The sequence below is a fragment of the Limnohabitans sp. genome, from assembly GCF_031539175.1.
In the GTDB taxonomy this organism is placed as follows: domain Bacteria; phylum Pseudomonadota; class Gammaproteobacteria; order Burkholderiales; family Burkholderiaceae_C; genus Limnohabitans.
Window position 1 is genome coordinate 26,083 of record NZ_JAVKLQ010000065.1, and the last position, 22,496, is coordinate 48,578.

The 22,496-nt window shown below is 60.1% G+C and carries 19 protein-coding genes; 11 read left to right on the forward strand and 8 right to left on the reverse strand.

The features are described from left to right. Window positions 1-23 precede the first annotated feature (23 nt). The 5 genes from RMS95_RS11720 to purT all read left to right on the forward strand — a co-directional run bounded on the left by RMS95_RS11720 (window position 24) and on the right by purT (window position 5,973). A complete protein-coding gene (locus RMS95_RS11720; RefSeq protein WP_405023387.1) occupies window positions 24-1,253 on the forward strand; it encodes an ABC transporter substrate-binding protein in 1,230 nt (409 codons plus the stop codon). 69 nt (window positions 1,254-1,322) lie between these two features. Beyond that, window positions 1,323-3,281 (forward strand): ABC transporter permease, encoded by a 1,959-nt coding sequence (locus RMS95_RS11725; protein ID WP_310646376.1) that lies wholly within the window; start codon window positions 1,323-1,325, stop codon window positions 3,279-3,281. Continuing rightward, a complete protein-coding gene (locus tag RMS95_RS11730; protein WP_310646378.1) occupies window positions 3,278-4,063 on the forward strand; it encodes an ABC transporter ATP-binding protein in 786 nt (261 codons plus the stop codon). The genes RMS95_RS11725 and RMS95_RS11730 overlap by 4 nt, the downstream gene beginning before the upstream one ends. Next, entirely contained in the window at window positions 4,060-4,767 is a 708-nt protein-coding gene (locus RMS95_RS11735) for an ABC transporter ATP-binding protein (RefSeq protein ID WP_310646380.1), read from the forward strand. The genes RMS95_RS11730 and RMS95_RS11735 overlap by 4 nt, the downstream gene beginning before the upstream one ends. 69 nt (window positions 4,768-4,836) lie before the next feature. Then, a complete protein-coding gene (gene purT / locus RMS95_RS11740) occupies window positions 4,837-5,973 on the forward strand; it encodes a formate-dependent phosphoribosylglycinamide formyltransferase (RefSeq protein ID WP_310646382.1) in 1,137 nt (378 codons plus the stop codon). Here the strand turns inward: purT and RMS95_RS11745 are convergent. Then, window positions 5,970-7,535 carry an alkaline phosphatase D family protein gene (locus tag RMS95_RS11745; protein ID WP_310646384.1) on the reverse strand — a complete coding sequence of 522 codons (1,566 nt, stop codon included), beginning with the start codon at window positions 7,533-7,535 and terminating at the stop codon, window positions 5,970-5,972. The two genes, purT and RMS95_RS11745, sit on opposite strands and share 4 nt — an antisense overlap. A gap of 72 nt (window positions 7,536-7,607) precedes the next feature. On the opposite strand from RMS95_RS11745, the gene RMS95_RS11750 reads away from it, so the two are divergent. Further along, the gene (locus RMS95_RS11750) at window positions 7,608-8,504 is read left to right on the forward strand and encodes a DMT family transporter (RefSeq protein ID WP_310646386.1); all 897 of its coding nucleotides are present in this window, start codon (window positions 7,608-7,610) and stop codon (window positions 8,502-8,504) included. On the opposite strand, the gene RMS95_RS11755 is transcribed toward RMS95_RS11750, so the two are convergent. From RMS95_RS11755 to RMS95_RS11770, 4 genes are all read right to left on the reverse strand, one after another. After that, window positions 8,501-9,901, reverse strand: coding sequence for a coniferyl aldehyde dehydrogenase (locus RMS95_RS11755; protein ID WP_310646388.1), 1,401 nt, complete (start codon window positions 9,899-9,901; stop codon window positions 8,501-8,503). The genes RMS95_RS11750 and RMS95_RS11755 overlap by 4 nt on opposite strands. Next, window positions 9,901-10,920 (reverse strand): tripartite tricarboxylate transporter substrate binding protein, encoded by a 1,020-nt coding sequence (locus RMS95_RS11760; RefSeq protein WP_310646390.1) that lies wholly within the window; start codon window positions 10,918-10,920, stop codon window positions 9,901-9,903. The genes RMS95_RS11755 and RMS95_RS11760 overlap by 1 nt, the downstream gene beginning before the upstream one ends. 123 nt (window positions 10,921-11,043) lie before the next feature. After that, a complete protein-coding gene (locus RMS95_RS11765; protein ID WP_104797906.1) occupies window positions 11,044-12,240 on the reverse strand; it encodes an acyl-CoA dehydrogenase in 1,197 nt (398 codons plus the stop codon). 96 nt (window positions 12,241-12,336) lie between these two features. Continuing rightward, a complete protein-coding gene (locus RMS95_RS11770; RefSeq protein WP_310646393.1) occupies window positions 12,337-13,317 on the reverse strand; it encodes a LysR substrate-binding domain-containing protein in 981 nt (326 codons plus the stop codon). 84 nt (window positions 13,318-13,401) lie between these two features. Here RMS95_RS11770 and RMS95_RS11775 point away from each other — a divergent pair, with 84 nt between their 5' ends. The 5 genes from RMS95_RS11775 (at window position 13,402) to RMS95_RS11795 (ending at window position 20,165) form a co-directional block, all read left to right on the forward strand. Continuing rightward, window positions 13,402-15,561 (forward strand): indolepyruvate ferredoxin oxidoreductase subunit alpha, encoded by a 2,160-nt coding sequence (locus RMS95_RS11775; protein ID WP_310646395.1) that lies wholly within the window; start codon window positions 13,402-13,404, stop codon window positions 15,559-15,561. Between the two features lie 18 nt (window positions 15,562-15,579). Beyond that, complete coding sequence (locus tag RMS95_RS11780) at window positions 15,580-17,175, forward strand: indolepyruvate oxidoreductase subunit beta family protein (protein ID WP_310646397.1); 1,596 nt, start codon at window positions 15,580-15,582, stop codon at window positions 17,173-17,175. 118 nt (window positions 17,176-17,293) lie between these two features. After that, window positions 17,294-18,319: a TRAP transporter substrate-binding protein gene (locus RMS95_RS11785; protein ID WP_310646399.1), complete on the forward strand. Its 1,026-nt coding sequence runs from the start codon at window positions 17,294-17,296 to the stop codon at window positions 18,317-18,319. Window positions 18,320-18,326: 7 nt separating this feature from the next. Next, window positions 18,327-18,857: a TRAP transporter small permease gene (locus tag RMS95_RS11790; RefSeq protein ID WP_104797910.1), complete on the forward strand. Its 531-nt coding sequence runs from the start codon at window positions 18,327-18,329 to the stop codon at window positions 18,855-18,857. 3 nt (window positions 18,858-18,860) lie between these two features. Continuing rightward, window positions 18,861-20,165, forward strand: coding sequence for a TRAP transporter permease (locus RMS95_RS11795; RefSeq protein ID WP_310646401.1), 1,305 nt, complete (start codon window positions 18,861-18,863; stop codon window positions 20,163-20,165). 88 nt (window positions 20,166-20,253) lie between these two features. Here the strand turns inward: RMS95_RS11795 and RMS95_RS11800 are convergent, their stop codons facing one another. The 3 genes from RMS95_RS11800 to RMS95_RS11810 are packed head-to-tail and all read right to left on the reverse strand — an operon-like array spanning window position 20,254 to window position 22,216. Beyond that, window positions 20,254-20,721: a DUF3237 domain-containing protein gene (locus tag RMS95_RS11800; protein WP_310646403.1), complete on the reverse strand. Its 468-nt coding sequence runs from the start codon at window positions 20,719-20,721 to the stop codon at window positions 20,254-20,256. Between the two features lie 23 nt (window positions 20,722-20,744). Then, the gene (locus tag RMS95_RS11805) at window positions 20,745-21,947 is read right to left on the reverse strand and encodes an HlyD family type I secretion periplasmic adaptor subunit (RefSeq protein WP_310646405.1); all 1,203 of its coding nucleotides are present in this window, start codon (window positions 21,945-21,947) and stop codon (window positions 20,745-20,747) included. An 11-nt stretch (window positions 21,948-21,958) separates the two neighbouring features. Further along, window positions 21,959-22,216 (reverse strand): hypothetical protein, encoded by a 258-nt coding sequence (locus RMS95_RS11810; RefSeq protein ID WP_310646406.1) that lies wholly within the window; start codon window positions 22,214-22,216, stop codon window positions 21,959-21,961. Between the last annotated feature and the right edge of the window lie 280 nt (window positions 22,217-22,496).

Here is a 22,496-nt window from a genome sequence, read left to right on the forward strand (position 1 = left end):
CTAGGCGTGTGCAACTTTTGCGCATGCCTACTTTGAAAGGCCACACCGTGAACATCACACTTGCCGCCACCTTGCGCACCGCCGCCCTGCTCCTCAGCGTGGCCACCCTGCCCGCCTTCGCTCAGAACGTCATCAAAATTGGTGAGATCAACAGCTACAAAGCACAGCCCGCGTTTCTTGACCCTTATAAAAAGGGCATGGAGCTGGCCGTGGAAGAGATCAACGCCGCCGGTGGCGTGAACGGCAAACAACTGCAACTCATCACACGTGACGACAACGCCTCGCCCGGCGACGCCGTGCGTGCCGCCGAAGAGCTGCTGAGCCGCGAAAAGGTGGATGTGCTGTCGGGCGCTTTCCTCTCGCACATTGGTTTGGCGCTGGGCGACTTTGCCAAGCAACGCAAAGTGTTCTTCCTCGCGGGCGAACCTCTGACCGACAAAATGGTCTGGCAAAACGGCAACCGCTACACCTACCGCCTGCGCGCCAGCACCTACATGCAAGTGGCCATGCTGGTGCCCGAAGCCGCCAAGCTCAAGAAGAAACGCTGGGCTGTGGTGTACCCCAATTACGAGTACGGCCAATCGGCGGCAGCCACTTTCAAACAACTGCTGAAAGCGGCCCAACCTGATGTGGAGTTTGTGGCCGAACAAGCCCCAGCCTTGGGCAAAGTCGATGCAGGCTCGGTCGCGCAAGCCTTGGCCGATGCCAAACCCGACGCCATCTTCAACGTGCTGTTTGCCACCGACCTCGCCAAATTTGTGCGCGAAGGCAACACGCGCGGTTTGTTCCAAGGCCGTGAGGTGGTGAGCTTGCTGACCGGCGAGCCCGAGTATTTGGAGCCGCTCAAAGACGAAACGCCCAACGGCTGGATCGTCACCGGCTACCCTTGGTACGGCGTGCAAACGCCTGAGCACAAAGCCTTCTTCTTGGCCTACCACCGCAAGTACAACGACCACCCCCGCTTGGGTTCGGTCGTGGGCTACAGCATGATCCAAGCCTTGGCAGCAGGCATCACCAAGGCCAAGAGCACCGAGAGCGAAAAGCTGGTCACCGCCTTCAGCGGCCTGAGCTTTAGCACGCCCTACGGCAAGGTGATGTTCCGCAAACAAGACAACCAGTCGACCATGGGCGCGTTTTTGGGTCGCACCAAAAACGACGGTGGCAAAGGGGTGTTGGTAGACTACCGCTACATCGACGGCGCGACCGTGCAGCCCAGCGATGACGTTGTGAAAAAACTCCGGCCAAGCCATTAAACGGCTGTCAATTCCCCAACACAACGCCCGCCTTTTGCGGGCGTTTTAATTTGAGCCCTCAAACGCCACATGGACATCGCTAGCTTTTTGGTGCAGGCCCTCAACGGGCTGGCAAGCGCGTCGTCTTTGTTTTTGGTGGCGGCAGGCTTGTCGCTGATTTTTGGCGTGACGCGCATCGTCAACTTTGCGCACGGCTCGTTCTTCATGCTGGGGGTGTACGTGGCTTACTCGCTGGTGTCACACGCAACGCCTGCCGTGACTTCAGCAGTGGGCCTTGTGCTTGGCGATGCGGCCAGCCCAACCACCGCTTACTTTTTACTATTGCTGTGTGCGGCCCTGCTCACCGGCGTGTTGGGTGCGCTGGTCGAAGTGCTGGTGCTGCGACGCATTTACCAAGCCCCCGAGTTGTTTCAGTTGCTCGCCACGTTTGCGTTGGCATTGGTCATTCAAGACGGTACGCTGTGGCTCTGGGGCGCCGAAGATTTGCTGGGCCCACGCGCACCCAACCTGAGCGGCGCAGTGGATATTTTAGGCCGCCGCTTTCCCACCTACGATTTGTTTTTGATCGCCACCGGCCCGCTCGTGCTGGCTGTGTTGTGGTGGTGCTTGCAGCGCACACGCTTTGGCGTGTTGGTGCGCGCCGCCACGCAAGACCGCGAGATGTTGGGCGCGCTGGGCGTCAACCCAAGCCATTTGTTCACCGCTGTGTTTGCACTGGGCTGTGCTTTGGCGGGCTTGGGCGGTGCGCTGCAACTGCCCCGCGAGCCCGCGCACTTGGGGTTGGACATGGCCACGATTGGCGACGCGTTTGTGGTGGTGGTCGTGGGCGGCATGGGCTCGATTCCGGGCGCGTTTGTGGCAGCGTTGTTGATTGCCGAAATCAAAGCGCTGTGCATTGCCGTGGGTACGGTGAACGTGTTCGGCGTGTCGTTTGCGTTTTCAAAACTCACACTGGTCGCCGAGTTTTTGGTGATGGCTGCGGTATTGATGGTGCGGCCTTGGGGTTTGCTGGGCAAACCGCAAAGCACGCCTCGCGTCAACACCGAACAAGAAACGCCATTCGCCTTGGGCAGCGCACGCACGCAACGCGTCTGGCTGCTGCTCGATGCGGCATTGTTGGCGTTGCCGCTGTTCACCACAGACGGGTCTTACACCTTGGTGTTGGGCATTGATTTGTTGGTCGCCGCTTTGTTTGCGGCCAGCTTGCACTTCATCATGGGCCCTGCGGGCATGCACTCGTTTGGCCACGCGGCTTACTTTGGCGTGGGCGCGTATGCGGCGGCGTTGTTGGTGTTGCGTGCGGGCGTGCCGACCGAAGCGGCGTTGTTGTTGGCGCCGCTGGTCAGCGCCTGCGTGGCAGCACCCATCGCATGGTTTGCGGTGCGCTTGTCGGGCGTGTACTTGGCCATGCTCACCTTGGCGTTTGCACAAATTGTGTGGTCCATCTGCTTCCAATGGGACGACTTCACGGGCGGCAGCAACGGCCTCACCGGCGTGTGGCCCAGCGAGGGGTTGCAAGACAAAGCCACGTATTACTGGCTCACCCTCGCCTTGGTGAGCGCCAGCGTTTATGCCTTGCGCCGCATGTTGATGTCGCCTCTGGGCTATGCACTGCGTGCCAGCCGCGACTCAGTGGGCCGCGCCGAAGCCATGGGCTTGAACGTGGCGCGTGTGCAGTGGCTGGGCTTTGTGGTGGCCGCTGGTTTTGCGGGTTTGGCAGGGGCCTTGTTTGTCTTCTCGAAAGGCAGCATTTCGCCCGATGTGTTGGGCGTCAGCAAGTCGGTCGATGGCTTGGTCATGGTGCTCTTGGGCGGCGTGCACACGCTGGTCGGCCCGCTGGTCGGTGCGGTGACCTTCACCGCGCTGCAAGACAGCTTGGCGCGCAGCACCGACTATTGGCGTGCCGTGCTGGGCGGCAGCATGCTGCTGATGGTGCTGGTGTTTCCGCAAGGCATTGCGGGGTCGGTGCAGGCGCTGTGGCTGCGCGTGAGCAGTGCACTCGGTTCAGAGAAGAGAGGTGCGGCATGAACCCACACCACAGCACCGCCCTTTTAAGTGTGCAACACCTGCACAAAGCCTTTGGCGGCAACCAAGCGGTCAACGATGTGTCGTTCAATTTGCGAGCGGGCGAGCTGCTCGCACTCATCGGGCCGAACGGCGCAGGCAAATCGACCACCTTCAACTTGGTCAACGGCCAACTCGCGCCTGACAGTGGCAGCATCACTTTGGACGGCGTGTCGCTGCTGGGCCGTCAGCCGCATGACTTGTGGCGCATGGGCGTGAGCCGCACCTTTCAAATCGCACAAACTTTTGGTTCGCTCACCGTGGCCGAGAACGTGCAAATGGCACTGCTCTCTGCCGATGGCCATAGCTTGGCGCCTTGGCAACGCGCCACGCGCTATCGAAGCGACGAGGCCCTAGCCTTGCTGGCCCAAGTGCATTTGGACGACCAAGCATCGCGCCCCTGCAACGCCCTCGCCTACGGCGATGTCAAACGCTTGGAACTGGCGATGGCGCTGGCCAACCAACCCCGTCTGTTGCTGATGGACGAACCCACCGCAGGCATGGCCCCCGACGAGCGACACGCCCTGATGGAACTCACCCGCCGCTTGGTGACCGAACGCGGCGTGGCCGTGCTCTTCACCGAGCACAGCATGGACGTGGTGTTTGAGCACGCCGACCGCGTGTTGGTGATGGCGCGTGGGGCACTGATTGCCGAAGGCACGCCCGCGCAAATTCAAGCGAACCCGCAGGTACAAGCCGTGTACTTTGGCAGCGGCAAGACCTTTGGCAACGCTGCAACACCATGAAACACCTGTCCACCCCCATCGCATCCACCACACCGACGCCGCTGCTTGATGTGCAAGGCCTCAACGCTTGGTACGGCGCAGCGCAAGTCGTGTTCGATGCGCAGCTGCATATCCAGCGCGGCGAAGTGGTGGCACTGATCGGACGCAACGGCGCGGGTAAATCCAGCACCCTCAAAGCCATCATGGGCCTCATGCCGCGTCGCACAGGCCGCGTGATGTTTGCGGACCGAGACATCTCGAAGACGGCGCCTTACCAAGCCGCACGATGGGGGCTGGGCTATGTGCCCGAAGACCGCCGCATCTTCACCGATTTGACCGTGCTGGAAAACCTCACCATTGGCATACAACCCGCCCGCTGCTGGGCCGATGGCAGCCCCGCGCCGCAATGGTCACTGGACCAAGTGTTTGCCCTCTTCCCCAACCTCGCGGACATGCAACAGCGCTCCGCGAGCCACATGAGCGGTGGCGAGCAGCAAATGCTCACCGTGGCACGCACCCTCATGGGCAACCCGCTCATGGTGCTGCTCGACGAACCGTCTGAGGGCGTGGCCCCCGTGATCGTGGAACAAATGGGTGAGATGATCTTGGCGCTCAAAGCCCAAGGCGTGAGCGTGCTGCTGTCGGAACAAAACACCCACTTCGCCGATTGGGTGAGCGACCGCAGCTACGCGCTGGATCGCGGTGTGATCGTCACAGCGACGTAATTTGTATACGCCGTACGTAGGCGTAGCGGCAACAATTCCGCATCGGCACTACAACGCGCGGAACTATTCATGAAAAAAATCTTACTTTTAGGCTCAGGTGAACTGGGCAAAGAATTCGTCATCAGCGCCAAGCGCTTGGGCTGCTACGTCGTCGCCTGCGACAGCTATGCAGGCGCACCCGCCATGCAAGTGGCTGACGAATCGTGTGTGTTCAGCATGTTGGATGAGGCGCCCTTGCGTGCCGCCATCGCACAACACAAGCCCGACTTGATCGTGCCCGAGATCGAAGCCATCCGCACCGAGGTGTTGTTGGAGGTCGAGAAAGAAGGCTTTGAAGTCATCCCCAGCGCGAGGGCGGCTAACCTCACCATGAACCGCGACCGCATCCGCGACGTGGCCGTGGGGTTGGGCGTGCGCACCGCCAAGTTCAACTACGCCGAGTCGGCTGACGAACTGTTGGCACAGGCCAATGCCATTGGCTTTCCGGTGGTCATCAAACCCGTGATGAGCTCATCGGGCAAAGGCCAAAGCGTGGCCAAAACCGCCGCCGACATTCAAACCAGTTGGGATTACGCCTGCGCGGGCATGCGCGGTGACCGCAAGAAAGTGATCGTCGAAGAGTTCATCAACTTCGAATTTGAAATCACCCTGCTCACCATCCGCCAACGCAAGGGCCCCACGCTGTTTTGCGAGCCCATCGGCCATGTGCAAGAACGCGGCGACTACCAATACAGCTGGCAACCCCAGCCCATGCTGCCGAGCTACCTCAAAGCCGCGCACGACATGGCCGACAAAGTGACGGCCGACTTGGGCGGTGCAGGCTTGTTTGGCGTGGAGTTTTTTGTGACAAAAGACGAAGTGATCTTCAGCGAACTCAGCCCACGTCCGCACGACACAGGCATGGTCACCATGATCAGCCAAAACCTGAGCGAGTTTGATCTGCATGCGCGCGCCATTTTGGGTTTGCCCATTGCCAACATCGTGTGCACCGAAGGCGCCAGCGCCGTGGTGCTGGCCACCCAAGACGGCAGCAACCCCACCTACACCGGTGTGGCCGAGGCCTTGAGCGAGCCCGATGTGGACGTGCGCATCTTTGGCAAACCCACCACGCGTCCGTACCGTCGCATGGCGGTGGCATTGGCTAAGAATGCCAACGCCTTGGCACGCGCACGGGCAGCCGCAGCCAAAATTTCGGTGGTGGTTTAAACCGGCGTGGGCCCCGCCTTGCCGCTGCGCACCACGTAGCTCGCCTGCGTCTTCAACCCTGCCTCTTTGCCCGCAGGAAACGCGGTACTCCTGAAATCGCAACGCACGCTGCTTGGCGTGACCGTGATCAAGCTGTAACCCCGCTCATCGGCGCGAGCGTGCAGCAAATCGGGGTTGTTGGCTTTGATGACGCCCAACACGTTGTCGCCCATGCCACGTGAGGTGATGGAGGTGGTCACAAATTCGCTGGCCACGATGGGCGATTGCGGGTCGTTAGGCACCAAGCGCAGGTTCGACGCCACGTTCATGTGCACATCACCACCCAAGGTGACCACGTTGTTCAGCTTGTGGTCGACCACACTTTGTAAGAGGCGTTGGCGCGCAGGGCCGTAGCCGTCCCACGCGTCGTTGTAGGTAGCCCGACCCACGGGTGCGGGGATGCTGGTGGGGGCAATCAAGGTGGCCTGCGCCAGCAAGCGCCATGTGCGTTTCGAGGCGGCCAGCCCCAAGTCCAACCAACGCTCTTGCTCGGTGCCAAGCATGCTGCGCTTGGGGTCATCCAGCTCGTCGCACTGCGTCACCATGCGGCCACCGCCACGCACGGGGTCTCGGCAGGCTTGGGGGCTGCGGTACTGGCGGCAATCGAGGGTCCAAATGTCCGCCAACTTGCCCCAGTTGAATTGCTCGTACAAACGCATCGACGCTTGCTGCGGGCTTTGCGGGTCGGGTCCGATCAACACCGGTTGGTGCTCAAAGTAGGCTTGATAGGCCGCGGCGCGGCGCAACAAAAACTGTTGCGGGTCGGTGTAGTTGCGGTCTTGGTCGTTGGCATAGTCGTTGACCACTTCATGGTCGTCCCACATCAACACCCATGGGTGGGCGGCATGCGCGGCTTGCAAATGCGGGTCACGCTTGTATTGGGCGTAGCGCTCGCGGTATTGCGCCAAAGTTTTGGGTTCGCCGCTGCTGTGTTGGCGCACGGCGTATTGCGGGTTGGTGCTCTCGTAGATGTAGTCGCCTACAAACAGCACAAAGTCCAGCGACTGCTGGGCAATTTCTTGGTGCGCAATGTATTGGCCGTGCTCGTAATGCTGACACGAGGCCAAAGCCATGCGCAGTTGCTGCACATCGGCGTTGGCGGCAGGCGCGGTGCGGGCATGGCCCACGGTGCTCAAGGCATCGCCTTGGCTGAAGCGGTACCAATAGTCGGTGGCGGGCTGCAGGTTTTGCAGAGGCACATGCACGCTGTGGCCTCGGTTGGCGTCGGTCACCACGTCTATCTTTTGCACGCGGCGTTTGAGGGCCGCATCGGCAAACACCGTCACTTGCACACGCAGGGCATCGGGCCCGCTGGATGCACGGTCTTCCTCAGCGATCAGCAAGCGCGTCCACAGCACCAAGCTGTCGGGGCGGGGGCGTCCGCTGGCCACGCCCAATGCAAACGGGTTGCTGCGCCAGCGACGCACCTGCTCACTCGGCTGGGCCGTGGCGGTGAGCCAAGGGGCCATGGCCAACGCGATGGCGCTGCGTTGCAGTTGAAGGTTAAAGTCGCGACGGTTCATGAAAAGTAGGGCTTGTCAGCGTGAAAACAGATCCGGCATGTTAAGTTCAAAGCTGAACCTTGAAGGACCCCCATGACCCAACGTCGCGATCATTTGGATGCCCTGGCCACGGCGCTGCTCGTGGCGTGTTGCCTGTTTTGGGGCTTTCAGCAAGTGCTGGTCAAAGCCACGCTGCCCGAAGTGCCGCCGGTGCTGCAAGCCGCCATTCGCTTCATGGGCGCTACCGCCTTGTTGTGGGGCTGGTGCCACCACCGAGGGGTGGCGCTGTTTGAGCGCGATGGCACCTTGGGTGCGGGGTTGCTGGCGGGCTTGCTGTTTGGCGCGGAGTTTGTGTGCATTTACGTGGGCTTGCAGCACACCACCGCCTCGCGTTTGACCCTGTTTTTGTACACCTCGCCTTTTTGGGTGGCGGTGCTGCTGCCTCTGTTTGTGCCCACCGAGCGCATGCGCGCCGTGCAATGGCTGGGCTTGGCACTGGCGTTTGCGGCGGTGGCGTTTGCCTTGCAAGACGGCTTATACGCCAACGGCGCCACAGGCGCCATTGGCTTGGGGGACGGCTTGGCTTTGGCCTCTGGCGCACTGTGGGCTTTGACCACGGTGGTCATTCGCGCCACGCGACTGGCCAGCATCAGCCCAGAAAAACTGTTGTATTACCAAGTGACCATGAGTGCGGTGTTGCTGCCCTTTGTGTCTGCGGCATTGGGCGAGGTATGGCAATTCAACGTGAGCGCGTTTGCGTGGGGCTCACTCATCATCCAAACCGTGGCGGGTGCGTTCGCCAGTTACTTGGTGTGGATGTGGCTGCTGCGGCACTACCCCGCCACGCGTTTGGGCTCGTTCGTGTTTTTGACGCCCGTGTTTGCCATGGTGTTTGGCGCGCTGTGGTTGGGCGAAACGGTATCCACCCACACCCTCGCCGCGCTGGTGGCCGTGGCGGCAGGGATTATGTTGGTGAACAAAAAAGCTTAACGGCTCAAAAAGTCGAGGTATTTGCTGGCGAACTTGCCGTAGGGTGGCCACAAAAACTTAACCGCACTGAACGCGGCCTGCTTGAAGATAGGGCGCATTTTCGAGAAGGTCACAAAGCCCTCGTAGCCGTGGTAATGGCCCATGCCACTCTCACCCACGCCACCAAACGGCAAGTCGTGCTGTGCCACATGAAACAACGCATCGTTCACGCTGACACCGCCCGACATGACACGGTCCAACAACTCGGCCACCACTTTTTTGTTGTGGCTGAAGGGGTAAAACGCCAAGGGTCGTGGGCCGCTGTTGATGGCGCGAATGGGCTCTTCCAACGAGGCATAGCCAATGACAGGCAACACGGGGCCAAAGATTTCTCGGGTGTGCAACGCTGTGTCTGCGGGCAAGTTGAGCACCAAATGCGGGGCGATCTTGCGTGTTTGCGCATCCCATTTTTTGCCAGGGATCAGCTGCACCAACTCTGCCCCTTGCGCCTGCGCCTCCTCCATGGCTTGGGTGATGCGGGCAAACGCCGTGTCGTCGATGATGGCCGTCAGGTCAGGGCTGTCGATGGAGGGGTAGCGTTGGGTGACGATGGTTTTGGCCAAGGCCACAAACTCCGTCACCGCCGTGTTGGGCAAGTACACATGGTCGACCGTGGTGCAAATCTGACCGGCATTGAAACACTTCACAAACAGCAAGCGTTCGGCCGCGGTGCGCAGCGAAAAATCGTCACACACCAACGCGGGCGATTTACCGCCCAATTCCAAGGTGACGGGGCACAGGTTCTGCGCGGCGGCCGCCATCACGGCGCGACCCGTTTGACCCGACCCCGTGAACATCAAGTGGTCGAACTTGAGCTTTGAAAACGCAATGCCCACGCCGCCGGTTTCGTCAAAAAAGGCCAGCTTCTCGGGCGGGAAGTACGCCGGAATTTTCTCGATCAACAGCTGGGCCAAATGGCGTGAGTTCTCCGACATCTTCACCATCGCACGGTTGCCCGCAGCGAAGATGGCGATCAGCCCCAAAAAGCTCAAGTTGATCGGGAAGTTCCACGGCACGATGACGCCCACCACACCCAAGGGCTGCGGCACCACCGTGTTGCGTGCACCCAAAAAGTTGCGAAAGTCCACAGCGCGGCGCTGCGGCTTCATCCACTTTTTCAAGTGCTTGAGGGTGTGGTCCACCCCGTCAAGCACGGGGAAGATTTCAGCAAACAAGGTTTCGTGTGTAGAGCGATGGCCGTAATCGGCCGAGATCGCCGCCACGATGGCGTCGCGGTTCTCGCGCACAAAGGCCTGCAACTTTTTCAAATCGCTTTTGCGTTCGTCAAAGCTGGGTACGGGGTGCGCCAGATAGGCGGCGCGCTGCAGCGCTAGGGTGTCAGATAAATCGTTGGTCATCACGCTTTTTTCGCCAAGCCCAAACGTTCCACCGTCGCCTTTTCAGCCTCGAACGTGCGCACCGCGTACTTGGTGTAGTCCTCGCTGTTCATGTAAATCACGGGCTGGTAAAACTTGTCCAAGGTCTCGATGACTTTTGGGTCGTCCAAGGTTTTCTTGAACGCATCGTTGAGCACGCGCACCACGGCAGGGTCCATGCCCTTGGGGCCGCCGATGCCAAAGGGCGATTCAGAAATGGTGTCCCAACCACTTTCTTTGACGGTGGCCACGTCTGGAAATGCTTTGGTGCGTTTGCTGCCCAAAGTCGCCAACAAACGCAGTCGCCCCTCTTTGACCAAGGGGATGATCTCGGTCGTGCTGCTGGCCATGCGCAGGTGCCCACCCAAGATGGCTTGCATGATTTCGGCGGCGCCCTTGTAGGGAATCGGATTCAACTCGATGCCCGCTTTTTGGCTGAAATCTTCAATCGCCAAATGCGGGGTGGTGCCTGTGCCGGTGTGGCCGTACTCGAGCTTGCCTGGGTTGGCTTTGGCGTAAGCCACCATTTCTTTCAGCGTCTTGAACGGAGCATCCAGCGACGCGGCGATGCAGAAGGTGTAACCCGTCAAGCACGCAATGTGCGTGATGTCTTTGATCGGGTCGTAGTTGGTTTTTTGCATGTGCGGCTGACGGTAAATGCCCAAAGGCAATTGCGTCAGCGTGTAACCATCGGGGCGCGCACCCAGCATGGCCGCTGCGCCCAACGCGCCGCCTGCGCCGGGTTTGTTTTCGCAAATCACCGACACGCCCAAGATACGACTGGCGCTCTCCGCAAACGCACGCAACACCGCATCGCTGGGGCCTGCAGGCGTCCAAGGCACGATGAGGGTGATGGGTTTGTTGGGGAACTTGTCTTGCGCCAGTGCCGCGCTGCTGATGAACGCTGGGGCTGCAAAACTGGCCAAAGAGCCCGCGAGGCCTTGCAGGGTTTGGCGACGTGTCAGATCAAGCGAGGCTTTGGGTTGGGATGCGTCAGTCAAAGTGTGGCTCCAGAAAATCTCTAAAGCCACACATTAATCGATTTGAAGCGGGACGCGCCTAGTGACAACACCCATCCCACCGCATTTGGGTCACGTGAGCGTCAACCCGCGTGAACACCCCACTCAGTTGGAGAAAGCGGCAATGCCTGTTTGCGCACGACCCAAGATGAGCGCGTGGATGTCGTGCGTGCCTTCGTAGGTGTTGACCACTTCGAGGTTCACCAAATGGCGGGCCACACCGAACTCATCGCTGATGCCGTTGCCGCCCATCATGTCGCGGGCCATGCGGGCAATGTCCAAGGCCTTACCGCAAGAGTTGCGCTTCAAGATGGAAGTGATCTCCACACTGGCGGTGCCTTCGTCTTTCATGCGGCCCAAGCGCAAGCAACCTTGCAGGCCCAAGGCGATTTCGGTTTGCATGTCGGCCAACTTCTTTTGAATGAGTTGGTTGGCGGCGAGAGGGCGACCAAACTGTTGGCGGTCCAGCGTGTACTGGCGGGCACGGTGCCAGCAGTCTTCGGCAGCCCCCAATGCGCCCCACGCAATGCCGTAACGGGCGCTGTTCAAACAGGTGAACGGGCCTTTCAAACCTTGCACTTCGGGGAAGGCGTTGTCTTCGGGCACAAACACGCCGTCCATCACGATCTCGCCGGTGATGGAGGCACGCAAGCCCACTTTGCCGTGGATGGCGGGGGCGCTCAAGCCCTTCATGCCTTTTTCCAAAATGAAACCGCGGATGGGGCCCACTTGGCCGCCTTCGCTCACTTCTTTGGCCCACACGACAAACACGTCGGCGATGGGGCTGTTGGAAATCCACATCTTGTTGCCCTTGAGCATGTAGCCACCCGCCACCTTTTGGGCGCGTGTGGCCATGCTGGCGGGGTCAGAGCCGTGGTCGGGTTCGGTCAGGCCGAAGCAACCGATCCACTCGCCGGTGGCGAGCTTGGGCAAGAAGCGGTGCTTTTGCTCTTCGGTGCCAAACTCGTTGATGGGCACCATCACGAGTGAGGACTGCACGCTCATCATGGAGCGGTAGCCCGAGTCGACACGCTCGACCTCGCGGGCAATCAGGCCGTAGGCCACGTAGTTCAGGCCTGGGCCTCCGTACTCGGTGGGGATGGTGGGGCCCAACAAGCCCAACTCGCCCATCTCGCGGAAGATCTCGATGTCTGTCTTTTCATTGCGAAACGCGTTCAGCACACGCGGCTGCAACTTGTCTTGGCAATAGGCGGCCGCGGCTTCGCGGATCATGCGCTCTTCGTCGGTCAGTTGCTGATCGAGCAAAAACGGGTCTTGCCAGTTGAATGCGGCGTGGGCCATGAAAGAAGCTCCTAAAGGTCAATTGCAATGAGCTTGGATGTTAATGCGCCCATGCGCTCACCGCCTTGGCAGGCCAACAACCCGTCGTCGCCAAGGCTACACCGTCCGTTCATCGGGCGGCATGGCCTCAAACAAGGTGGTGACGAGTTCACGCAGCCAGCGGTTGGCAGGGTCGCTTTCAAAGCGTGCGCTCCAGTGCAGCGAGACGGTGAAATCCCGCAGCGGCAAGGTGGGCTCGACCAACACGTAGTCGCCACTTTGCGCAAAACCTTGGGCGATGTTGCGGGGCATGAGCACGGCCAAGTCGGTGTTGCGCACGATGTCGGGCAGCGCCAAAAAGTGGGCGGCCGTGAGGCGCAGTCGGTCTTCGAGCTGCAGCAGTTGCAAGATGTGCAAGGTTTCGGCGTGCGAGCGCACGGCCGCATAGTCGAGTTGGCGCAAACGCGAGAGGGGGGTGGTGGACGTGCTGGGATTGCCAAGCGCTTGTGGCGTCATGGGCGCCACCGTCGCACTAGGCAACGCCTCTGGCGCACTCAGCCACGGGTGGTCTTTGCGCAACAGGACGATGTAGCGGTCTTGCAGCAAGGCGTGTTGGCGTGTGCCTTGCACGGTGGGCAAAAAGCCAATCGCCACATCCAAGCGCCCGCTGTTGAGGGCGGCGGCAATGTCGTCGTGCGCCAGCGGGGCCGACTCCACCCGAATCCCCGGCGCTTGACGGCGCACCGCCGAGATCAGCGCGGGTAAAAACCGCGCTTCGCCAATGTCGCTCAGGTGCAGGCGAAACGTCTGAATGGAGGCGCTAGGGTCAAACGACGACGATTCGTTCAGCGCGATTTCCAACGTGGTCAACGCCGACGCCACGGCTGCGGACAAGCGATCGGCCTTGGCTGTGGGCTGCACACCGCCGGGCGCGCGGGTGAACAGCGGGTCTTGGATGAGCAAGCGCAAACGCGTCAAACCTTGGCTGGCGGACGGCTGCGTCAGGCCCAATATCTGCGCGGCACGGCTCACGCTGCGGGTGCGGTACACCGCATCGAACAGGCGCAACAGGTTGAGGTCAACGTCTTTGATATGCATAAAACTAATAGTACTTAGTCGACTCATTGTATTGATGAATGAACCAAGCCCACCCACACTGCGCTGCACAACAGGAGACAAACCGTGGAAGTTTCATTCAGCCAAGAAGTGGAAATGCTGCGCATGGGCGCGGGCGAAACGTTTCACGGCGAGGGCATTTTGGCCATCACCAAGGCCTTGCTGCAATCGGGCGTGGCCTACGTGGGCGGCTACCAAGGGGCCCCCGTGTCGCACTTGCTCGACGTGATGGTGCAAGGCAAAGACTACATGCAAGAGCTGGGCGTGCACGTCGAGGCGTGCGCCAACGAAGCCTCGGCGGCGGCCATGTTGGGCGCTTCCATCCATTACCCCTTGCGCGGTGCAGTGACGTGGAAGTCCATCGTGGGCACCAACGTGGCAGCGGATGCGCTGAGCAATTTGTCATCCCCCGGCGTCAAAGGTGGCGTGCTGGTGGTCGTGGGCGAAGACTACGGCGAAGGCGCTTCGGTCATCCAAGAACGCACCCACGCCTACGCCTTGAAGTCAGGCATGTTGCTGCTTGACCCACGCCCTGATTTGAGCCGCATGGTGGACATGGTGGAGCATGGGTTTCGCCTGTCCGAAGCCTCCAACATGCCCGCCTTGATGGAGCTGCGCATTCGCGCCTGCCACGTGCGCGGCAGTTTTGTGGCGAAGGACAACCAAGCGCCCGCCATCTCGGCCCTGCACGCCATGCGCGAACCGGCCAAGTTTGACTACAGCCGACTCGCCCACCCGCCCGTCACCTTTGGCCATGAAAAGCTCAAGCACCAAGAACGCATTCCGGCGGCACGCGCCTACATCGAAGCGCATGGCCTGAACGAACACTTTGACGGCGAACACGCCGACCTTGGCATCATCGTGCAAGGCGGTCTGTACAACACACTGATTCGCGCCTTGCAACAGTTCGGTTTAGCCGATGCATTTGGCGACACCAAAATTCCCTTGCTGGTCCTCAACGTGACCTGCCCCTTGGTGCCCGAACAGATGGCCAACTTCTGCATCGGCAAACGCGGCGTGTTGGTGATGGAAGAAGGCCAGCCCGAATACATCGAACAAGAAATTGCCACCCTGCTGCGTCGCCGCGATGTGCAAACACCTTTGCACGGCAAAGACTGGTTGCCTCAAGGCGGCGAGTACACCGCCGAGGCCATGGCGCAAGGTTTGTTGCAATTTGTGAACCGATATTTAGCGCCCGACACCACGGCGATCAGCCAATGGCTACAAGGCAACCGCGACCGTCGCGCCGCCGTCACGCAGACGTTGCAAGACAAAGGTCAAACCCTGCCCGCACGCCCCCCCGGGTTTTGCGTGGGCTGCCCCGAGCGGCCTGTGTTCTCAGCCATCAAACTCGCGCAGCAAGACATTGGCGCAGTGCATGTGGCCGCCGACATTGGCTGCCATGCGCTGGGCACCTTCGAGCCCTTCTCCACCGGCCACACGATTTTGGGCTACGGCATGAGCTTGGCCAGCCGCGCGGGTGTGTCGCCGTCCATGCAGCGACGGGTGTTATCCATCATGGGAGACGGCGGGTTTTGGCACAACGGCTTGTTGACCGGCGTGCAAAGCGCGCTGTTCAACGGCGACGACGCGGTACTGCTGATTTTCAAAAACGGCTACACCTCGGCCACGGGCACGCAAGACATCATCTCCACCCCCGATGACGCGGCCAAACTCGCCGCCGCCGACAAGTGGCAAAGCTTGGCGCACACCAACCAAACCATCGAGCGCACGCTTCAAGGCTTGGGCGTGAAGTGGATGCGCACGGTGCACACCTACGAAGTCGCGAAAGTCCGCGAGACCTTGGTCGACGCCTTCACCTCCGACTTTCAAGGCCTCAAGGTCATCATCGCCGAGGGCGAATGCCAACTGGAGCGCCAGCGCCGCATCAAGCCGTGGATTGCCAGCCTGCTCAAAAAAGGCGAGCGCGTGCAGCGCGTGAAATACGGCGTGGACGAAGACGTGTGCAACGGCGATCACGCCTGCATTCGTTTGTCGGGCTGCCCCACACTGACCCTCAAAGACAACCCCGATCCGCTCAAAGTCGACCCCGTGGCCACCGTGATCGACGGCTGCGTGGGCTGCGGCTTGTGTGGCGAAAACGCCCATGCGGCCACGCTGTGCCCTTCGTTCTACCGTGCAGAGGTGGTGCAAAACGCGTCGCTGTGGGAACGCTTCATCGCCTCAGTGCGCGGCCAAGTGGTGCGCGTGCTTCAACCGGCTTAGCCCCCTTCAAGACTTGCCATGACCCAACCCATTTCTATTTTGTTGTGCGCCTTAGGCGGCGAAGGCGGCGGCGTGCTGGCCGATTGGCTGATCGAGGCGGCACGTCACGCGGGCTACCCCGCACAAGCCACCTCCATCCCCGGCGTGGCACAGCGCACAGGCGCCACCACCTATTACCTCGAAGTGTTTCCCACGCACAGCCGCGAACTGAGCGGACGCAAACCTGTGTTTGGCCTCAACCCCTTGCCAGGCCGACTCGATTTGTTGGTGTCGTCCGAACTGCTGGAAACCGCACGACAAATCGGCAACGGCCTGAGCTCGGCCGACCGCACCTTGCTCATCAGCGCAGGCAACCGCGCCTTGACCACGCAAGAAAAAATGCAAATGGGCGATGGGCGTTTGGACGATGCGGCCTTGGTGCAACTGCTGCAACAACACAGCCGCGCCAGCCATGTGCTGGACATGGCCAGCCTGACCCGCGAGGCGGGCACGGTGGTGAGTGCGGTGATGCTGGGCAGCATTGCGGCCAGCGGCGTGCTGCCGTTGCAACGTGCCGACTACGAAGCCGCCATTGCCGACGGCACGCCCGCCGACGCACTCAACGCCAGCCAACGCGCCAGCTTGCGTGGCTTTGGCTTGGCCTGGGACGCGGTGCACAACCAAAAAACACAGTCGCGTTATGTCGATGCGGTGCTGGCCCCACAGCCAAAAGCCACACCCGACACCCCCACCTTGCCCGCCCAGATTGCGGCGCAATTTCCTGAGGCGCTGCACGAGGTGCTGGCCTTGGGCGTGGACCGACTCATGGACTACCAAGGCCAACGCTATGTGGACTTGTACGTGCAGCGCTTGCGCACCGTGCTGGCCACCGAGCCGCTCGGTCACAGCCCAGTCACCCAAGAAACCGCCCGCTGGCTGGCCTTGTGGATGGCGTTTGACGACATCGTGCGCGTGGCCGACTTGAAGAGCCGCGCCAGCCGCTGGGCCCGTGTGCGCGGCGAAGTCAAAGCCAAAGACGACGATGTGGTGAAGCTGTTTGACCACTTCAAGCCCGGCATTCCCGAGTTTGCAGCGCTGCTGCCCAAGCCCCTGGCCTTGCGGCTCACGCGTTGGGACAACGCCCGCGTCGTGCGTGGCCTGCAGCCTTTGGCATTCCCCATCAAAGTGGGCACGCACAGCGTGTTCGGCATGGTCATGCTGCGCTTGTTGGCCAGCCTCACATGGCTGCGTGTACGCGGCCACCGCTACGCCGAAGAACAAGCTTTGATCGACGAATGGCTGCACGCCGTCACCCACGCCAGCGCCCAAAGCGCGGCACTGGGTCTGTCACTGGCCCAATGTGGCCGTCTGATCAAAGGCTACGGCGGCACCCACGACCGCGGACGCGACAACCTGCTGCACATCTTGCGGCACTTGGCTCAGGGCGCCAGTTTTGACAGCCCCGCCGAGCGCGCACACGCCATTGACCAAGCTCGCGAAGCCGCCTTGCGCGACGAAGCGGGCATCGCCCTTGACCAAATGCTGCGCGCCCACGGGGCCCCCGCACGCGAGGTCAAAGCGCAACCCATCCGTTGGATGCCACGCCCCAGCGCAAGCCCCATGAAACCTCGGTGACAGGGGGAAACACCTGTATTCAGCCGCACTCAAAACGATTACAACTTATAACTTTAACGCTGTGTCTGCAGCGCTGGTATTTGCCTAACTTTCGTCCACTCTTTTCTGCGAGGAACCCATGCAAGTCAAACTCTCACGCACACTGGTCGCTACAGCCATCGCCGCACTCACTTTCGGTGCAGCCCAAGCGCAAGACAAACCCGTCATGGTCAAAATGGCCAGCTGGGTGCCTGCACAACATGCGCTCAACCCCGCGTTGCAAGCCTGGGGCGAAAGCCTGAAGGCCGCATCGGGCGGCACCATCAGCGCCACCTTGTTCCCCTCCGAGCAGTTGGGCAAAGCGTTTGACCATTACGACATGGCACGCGACGGCATTTCTGATTTCTCGTACGTCAACCCCGGCTACCAACCTGGGCGCTTCCCCATCTTTGCAGCGGCGTCGTTGCCTTTCATGGTGAACAACGCCAAGGCGGGCTCGGCCGCCATTGACGCGTGGTACCGCAACTACGCAGCCAAAGAAATGAAAGACGTGCACTTTTGCTTCGCCTTCGCCCACGACCCTGGCGCCTTTCACTCACGCAAGAAAATTGTGTTGCCCACCGACATCAAGGGCATGAAGGTGCGTCCTGCCACCTCCACCGTGGGTCAAGTCATCACCATGCTGGGCGGCACCAACGTGCAAGCCTCGGCACCTGAGTCGCGCGACATGCTGGAACGCGGCGTGGCCGAGGCCATCACCTTCCCATGGGGCTCGTTGACCTTGTTTGGCATCGACAAAGTGGTGAAGTACCACATGGATGTGCCGTTTTACGTGACCCCGTTTGTGTGGGTAATGAACAAGGACAAATACGCCGCCTTGTCGGTCAACCAAAAGAAAGCCGTTGACAGCCATTGCACCAGCGAGTGGGCTGAAAAGGTCGGCAGCGCTTGGGCCGACTTTGAAATCTCCGGCCACACCAAACTGTTGGCCGATCCCAACCGCGAGGTCTACAAGCTCACGCCTGACCAACTCAATGCGTGGAAGCAAGCCGTGGCGCCAGCCGAAGTGCAATGGGCCGCAGACGTGAAGAAAAAAGGCGAAGACCCTGTGGCGGTGATGAACGCCTTCAAGCAATCGCTGGCCAAGTACAAGTCGGGCATGTGAGCGCAGCATGAGCACTGAATCTGCGCCTCGCAAAAATCCATTCGATCGCATCATCGATGGCATCGAATGGATGGCTGCGCTCTTTGTCGGCATCGTCGCAGCCAACATCTTCATCTCGGTGTTGCTGCGCAAATTCTTCGACACCTCCATTCCCGACAGCTACGACTTCGGTCGTTTGTTGTTGGGCATTTTGATTTTCTGGGGCATTGCCGCCACCAGTTATCGCGGTAGCCACATCACGGTGGATTTGCTGTGGACGGGCGCCAGCCCACGCATGCGCCGATTCATCGACGTGTTCGCCACGCTGGTGTTGCTGTTTGTGGTGACGGTGCAAACCATCATGCTGTTCGACAAGGTCAGCATGACCTACATCGACAACGTGTTGACCTACGACCTGAACTTGCCCACATGGCCTTTCTTCGCCGTGGCGTGGATGGGTGATGTGTGCGCGGTGTTGTTGATTGGCATCCGGACTTGGCGACTGATCTTCCAGCCCGAGGCTTTGGAAGACCACCCTGAAATGAAAACAAGCGAATAAAAAATGGAACTAAGTACCGATGCCGTCGCCATCATTGGCTTTGTCGTGTTGTTCGTGCTGATGCTTTTGCGCGTGCCCGTGGGCATGGCCATGGGCTTGGTAGGCGTGGTTGGCTACAGCTACATCGCGGGCACCGGCCCCGCGCTCAAGCTGATTGGCCAAACCTCCATGCGCACTGTGACGGACTACACCTTTGGGGTGATCCCGATGTTCATGCTGATGGGCGCTTTTGTGTCGGTCTCAGGCGTGAGCCGCGAGCTGTTCCGCGCAGCCAATGCCTTCATCGGCCATTTGCGCGGCGGTTTGGGCGTGGCCACCGTGTTGGCTTGCGGTGGCTTTGCAGCCATTTGCGGCTCATCGGTGGCGACAGCCGCCACCTTCTCTGCTGTGGCTTACCCTGAAATGCGCCGCTTTGGCTATCCGCAATCTTTCTCCACAGGCGTCATCGCCGCGGGTGGCACCTTGGGCGCCATGCTGCCGCCGTCCACCGTGTTGGCGGTCTACGCCATCTTGACGCAACAAGACATTGGCAAGCTCTTCATGGCGGGCATCGTGCCCGGCTTGTTGGCGATGAGCATGTACGTCATCACCATCATGCTGATCGTGTACTTTCGCCCCGACTGGTTACCTGCGGGTGAGCGCAAGTCGTTCCGCGAACGCGTGAGTGGCTTGAAGGATGTGTGGGCGCCCTTGGTGTTGTTCTTGTTCGTCATCGGCGGTTTGTATGGCGGCTTCTTCACCCCCACCGAAGCGGGCGGCGTGGGCGCCAGTGGTGCGTTCTTGCTGGGCGTGCTGCGTGGCAAACTGGACCGCGCAGGCATTCGCGAGGCGCTGCTGTCGGCCACGCGCACTTCGGCCGCGGTGTTCACTGTGTTGATTGGTGCGCTGCTGTTTGGCTACTTCTTGACCATCACCCAAACGCCGCAAAAGCTCACCGAGTTCTTGACCAGTTTGGGCGTAGGCCGCTACGGCGTGCTGGCCATGATCATGGTGATGTACTTGGTGCTGGGCTGTTTGATGGACGCCATGGCCATGATCATCTTGACCGTGCCCATCATCTACCCCGTCATCTTGCAACTGGGCTTCGACCCGATTTGGTTCGGCATCATCATCGTGATGACGGTGGAACTGGGGCTGATTCACCCGCCGGTGGGGATGAACGTCTTCGTCATCAAGAGCGTGGTGAAAGACGTGAGCTTCATGACCATCTTCAAAGGCGTGATCCCATTCGTCATCACCGACATCTTGCGCCTCATCATCTTGATCGCCTTCCCGATCATTGCGCTGTGGTTGCCGAACCGCTTGTGATGCAACGGTGACGCATGCAAAAGAGGCCTTGGTTTTCCAAGGCCTCTTTTTTTAGTGTGCTGTATCGGTTGACGTGAGCAATGGGGGTTTAACAAACTTTGTAAAAACTCAAATGCACCGCGTCGGGTAAGCGCAAACCCACGCCAATGAACTGGTGCTCGGCCAACCAAGCCCATTGCGGGTGGGTCGCTTCAAACTTGGGCTGGCAGCGAAAGTAAACGCGCGCGGGGTCCACGGGTTCACCACGCCGAATCTTGGCGGAGTCTTCGGCAGATGCCACGCGCAACGCGGTGTTTTGCACAAACACACGGCTGCCGTCTTGCAGCTCCAGCACGTAACGTGCATCTAAATGCGCCTGCGTGCCATCGCCCACGATCAACTGAAAATCGGCCCCGCCCGGCACGATGCGGCCCTGCATCTGCGGCCCTGTCACCGTGCCACCCGTGATGGGGATCATGCGGCGCATGCCCATCGCGGTTTGGCCGACTTCAACAGGTGCATCAATCGTGACGGCGAGGTCACACAGGTGTTCGAGCGTGGGGGCAGGTAAGGTCATTGGCGCATGTTAAGCCTGAAGCATCAACGCTCGCGCAACGCTTGCGACACGTTTTGCAACGGACGGAACAGGTACTCCAACACGGTTTTTTGGCCCGTACGGATTTCCACGGTCGCGGTCATGCCGGGGGTGGGTTCAAGCTTCAAACCTTTGCGCACACGGTTGGGGTCTTTGATGCGCACCAAGATGCGGTAGAAACCTTCTTCCATGTCGGCGGGATTGGCGCCGGGTTTGCGCTGTTGACGGTCGTCTTTGAGGGTGTCGGGGCTCAAGTGCTCCAACTCACCGTCTAAGCCGCCGTATTTGTTGAAGTCATACGAGCTCAACTTCACGACTGCTTTTTGACCGACTTTCAAAAACGCCACTTCGGACGGTTTGACGTAGGCTTCAACCAACATTTCGTCTTCGGTGGGCACAATTTCCAAGATGGGCTGGCCCGCTTGAATCACACCTCCTACGGTGGTGACTTGCACGTTTTTCACCACGCCCTTCATGGGCGACTTCACGGTGGTGTGCAAGAACGCGTCTTGTCGCGCCGATGCGTTTTCTTTGGTCTGCGACAACTCAGACGACACGCGGGTCAACTCGTTGTTGGCGTCGGTGAGGTAGCGGTTTTTACGCTCCGCACGTTGGCCCATCAATTCGGCTTGTTGGCGCTTCAAGCGCAACAGCTCCACCTCGGACATCACGCCACCTTGCACCAAAGGCGCAGTCATGGTGATTTCACGCGTGATGGCCGACAACGAAGAGTCGAGCGCCACCAACGACTCGGCCAGCGCCAACTTGCGCGCTTCATAGGCCTGCGTTTCTTGCAACACCAATTGCTTTTCAGCGTGCAGTTGTGGGGGGAACGTCAGCGGGGTGTTGTTGGCCTCCGCACGCAAACGCGCCGCGATGGCCAACAATGACAGGTACTTTTCGTTCGCTTCACGGTAACCCGCGCCAGAACGTGCATCGTCCATTTGCAAGAGCACTTGGTCTTTCTCGACCACATCGCCCTCGCGCACCAGCATTTCGCGCAGAACGCCTGAGTCCAAGCTTTGAATCACTTGTTCGCGGCTGGAGGGAATGACCTTGCCTTGGCCGCGTGTGATTTCATCCAAACTGAAAAAACCTGCCCAAGTCAACGCCACCACCAGCGTGGCGCCGGTGGCCCAGACCAAGATACGACTGGCTTCGCGCTCGTCGTCTTCGACGGTGCTGATACCAAATTGTTTGCTTCTCATCTCAAAACTCCTTAGCGTTGCGCGGCTGCCGTTTTCACGTCAATGCCCCGCGACAACTTGTCAATCATTTCTTGTTTGGGGCCGATGGCCACGCATTGGCCCGCCTCAATCACACCGATCAAATCGGCCCATTCCAGCAACTGCGGGCGGTGGGTCGACATCAACAACGTGCGACCCTTGAGCCATTCGCCCAACACGGCGATGACGTGAGCTTCTGTGTTTTGGTCCATGTTGGCCGTGGGCTCGACGGTGGGTTCATCAGGTAACAAGATAGCTATGGACCTCGTAAGTGCCTTACAAGCGGTTTTGACTGCATTACTTCGGTAACTTACGAGGCACTTTGGGTCAACTTTGCGTTGTGTCCGTGAGTAACTGCACCTTTCGTTGTCTGTTAGTGGTAATTAATTTGCAAGGCGGATTCAAGGACGAAGTGCAACAAAGATGAACTGGTTATAGGTGGCTGAGGATGCGAGAGCATCATGGCCGCTTTAACCGCCAAATCGAAATTGCCCAATGTACAAGCACCTCAGCCGAGAAGAACGATACCAA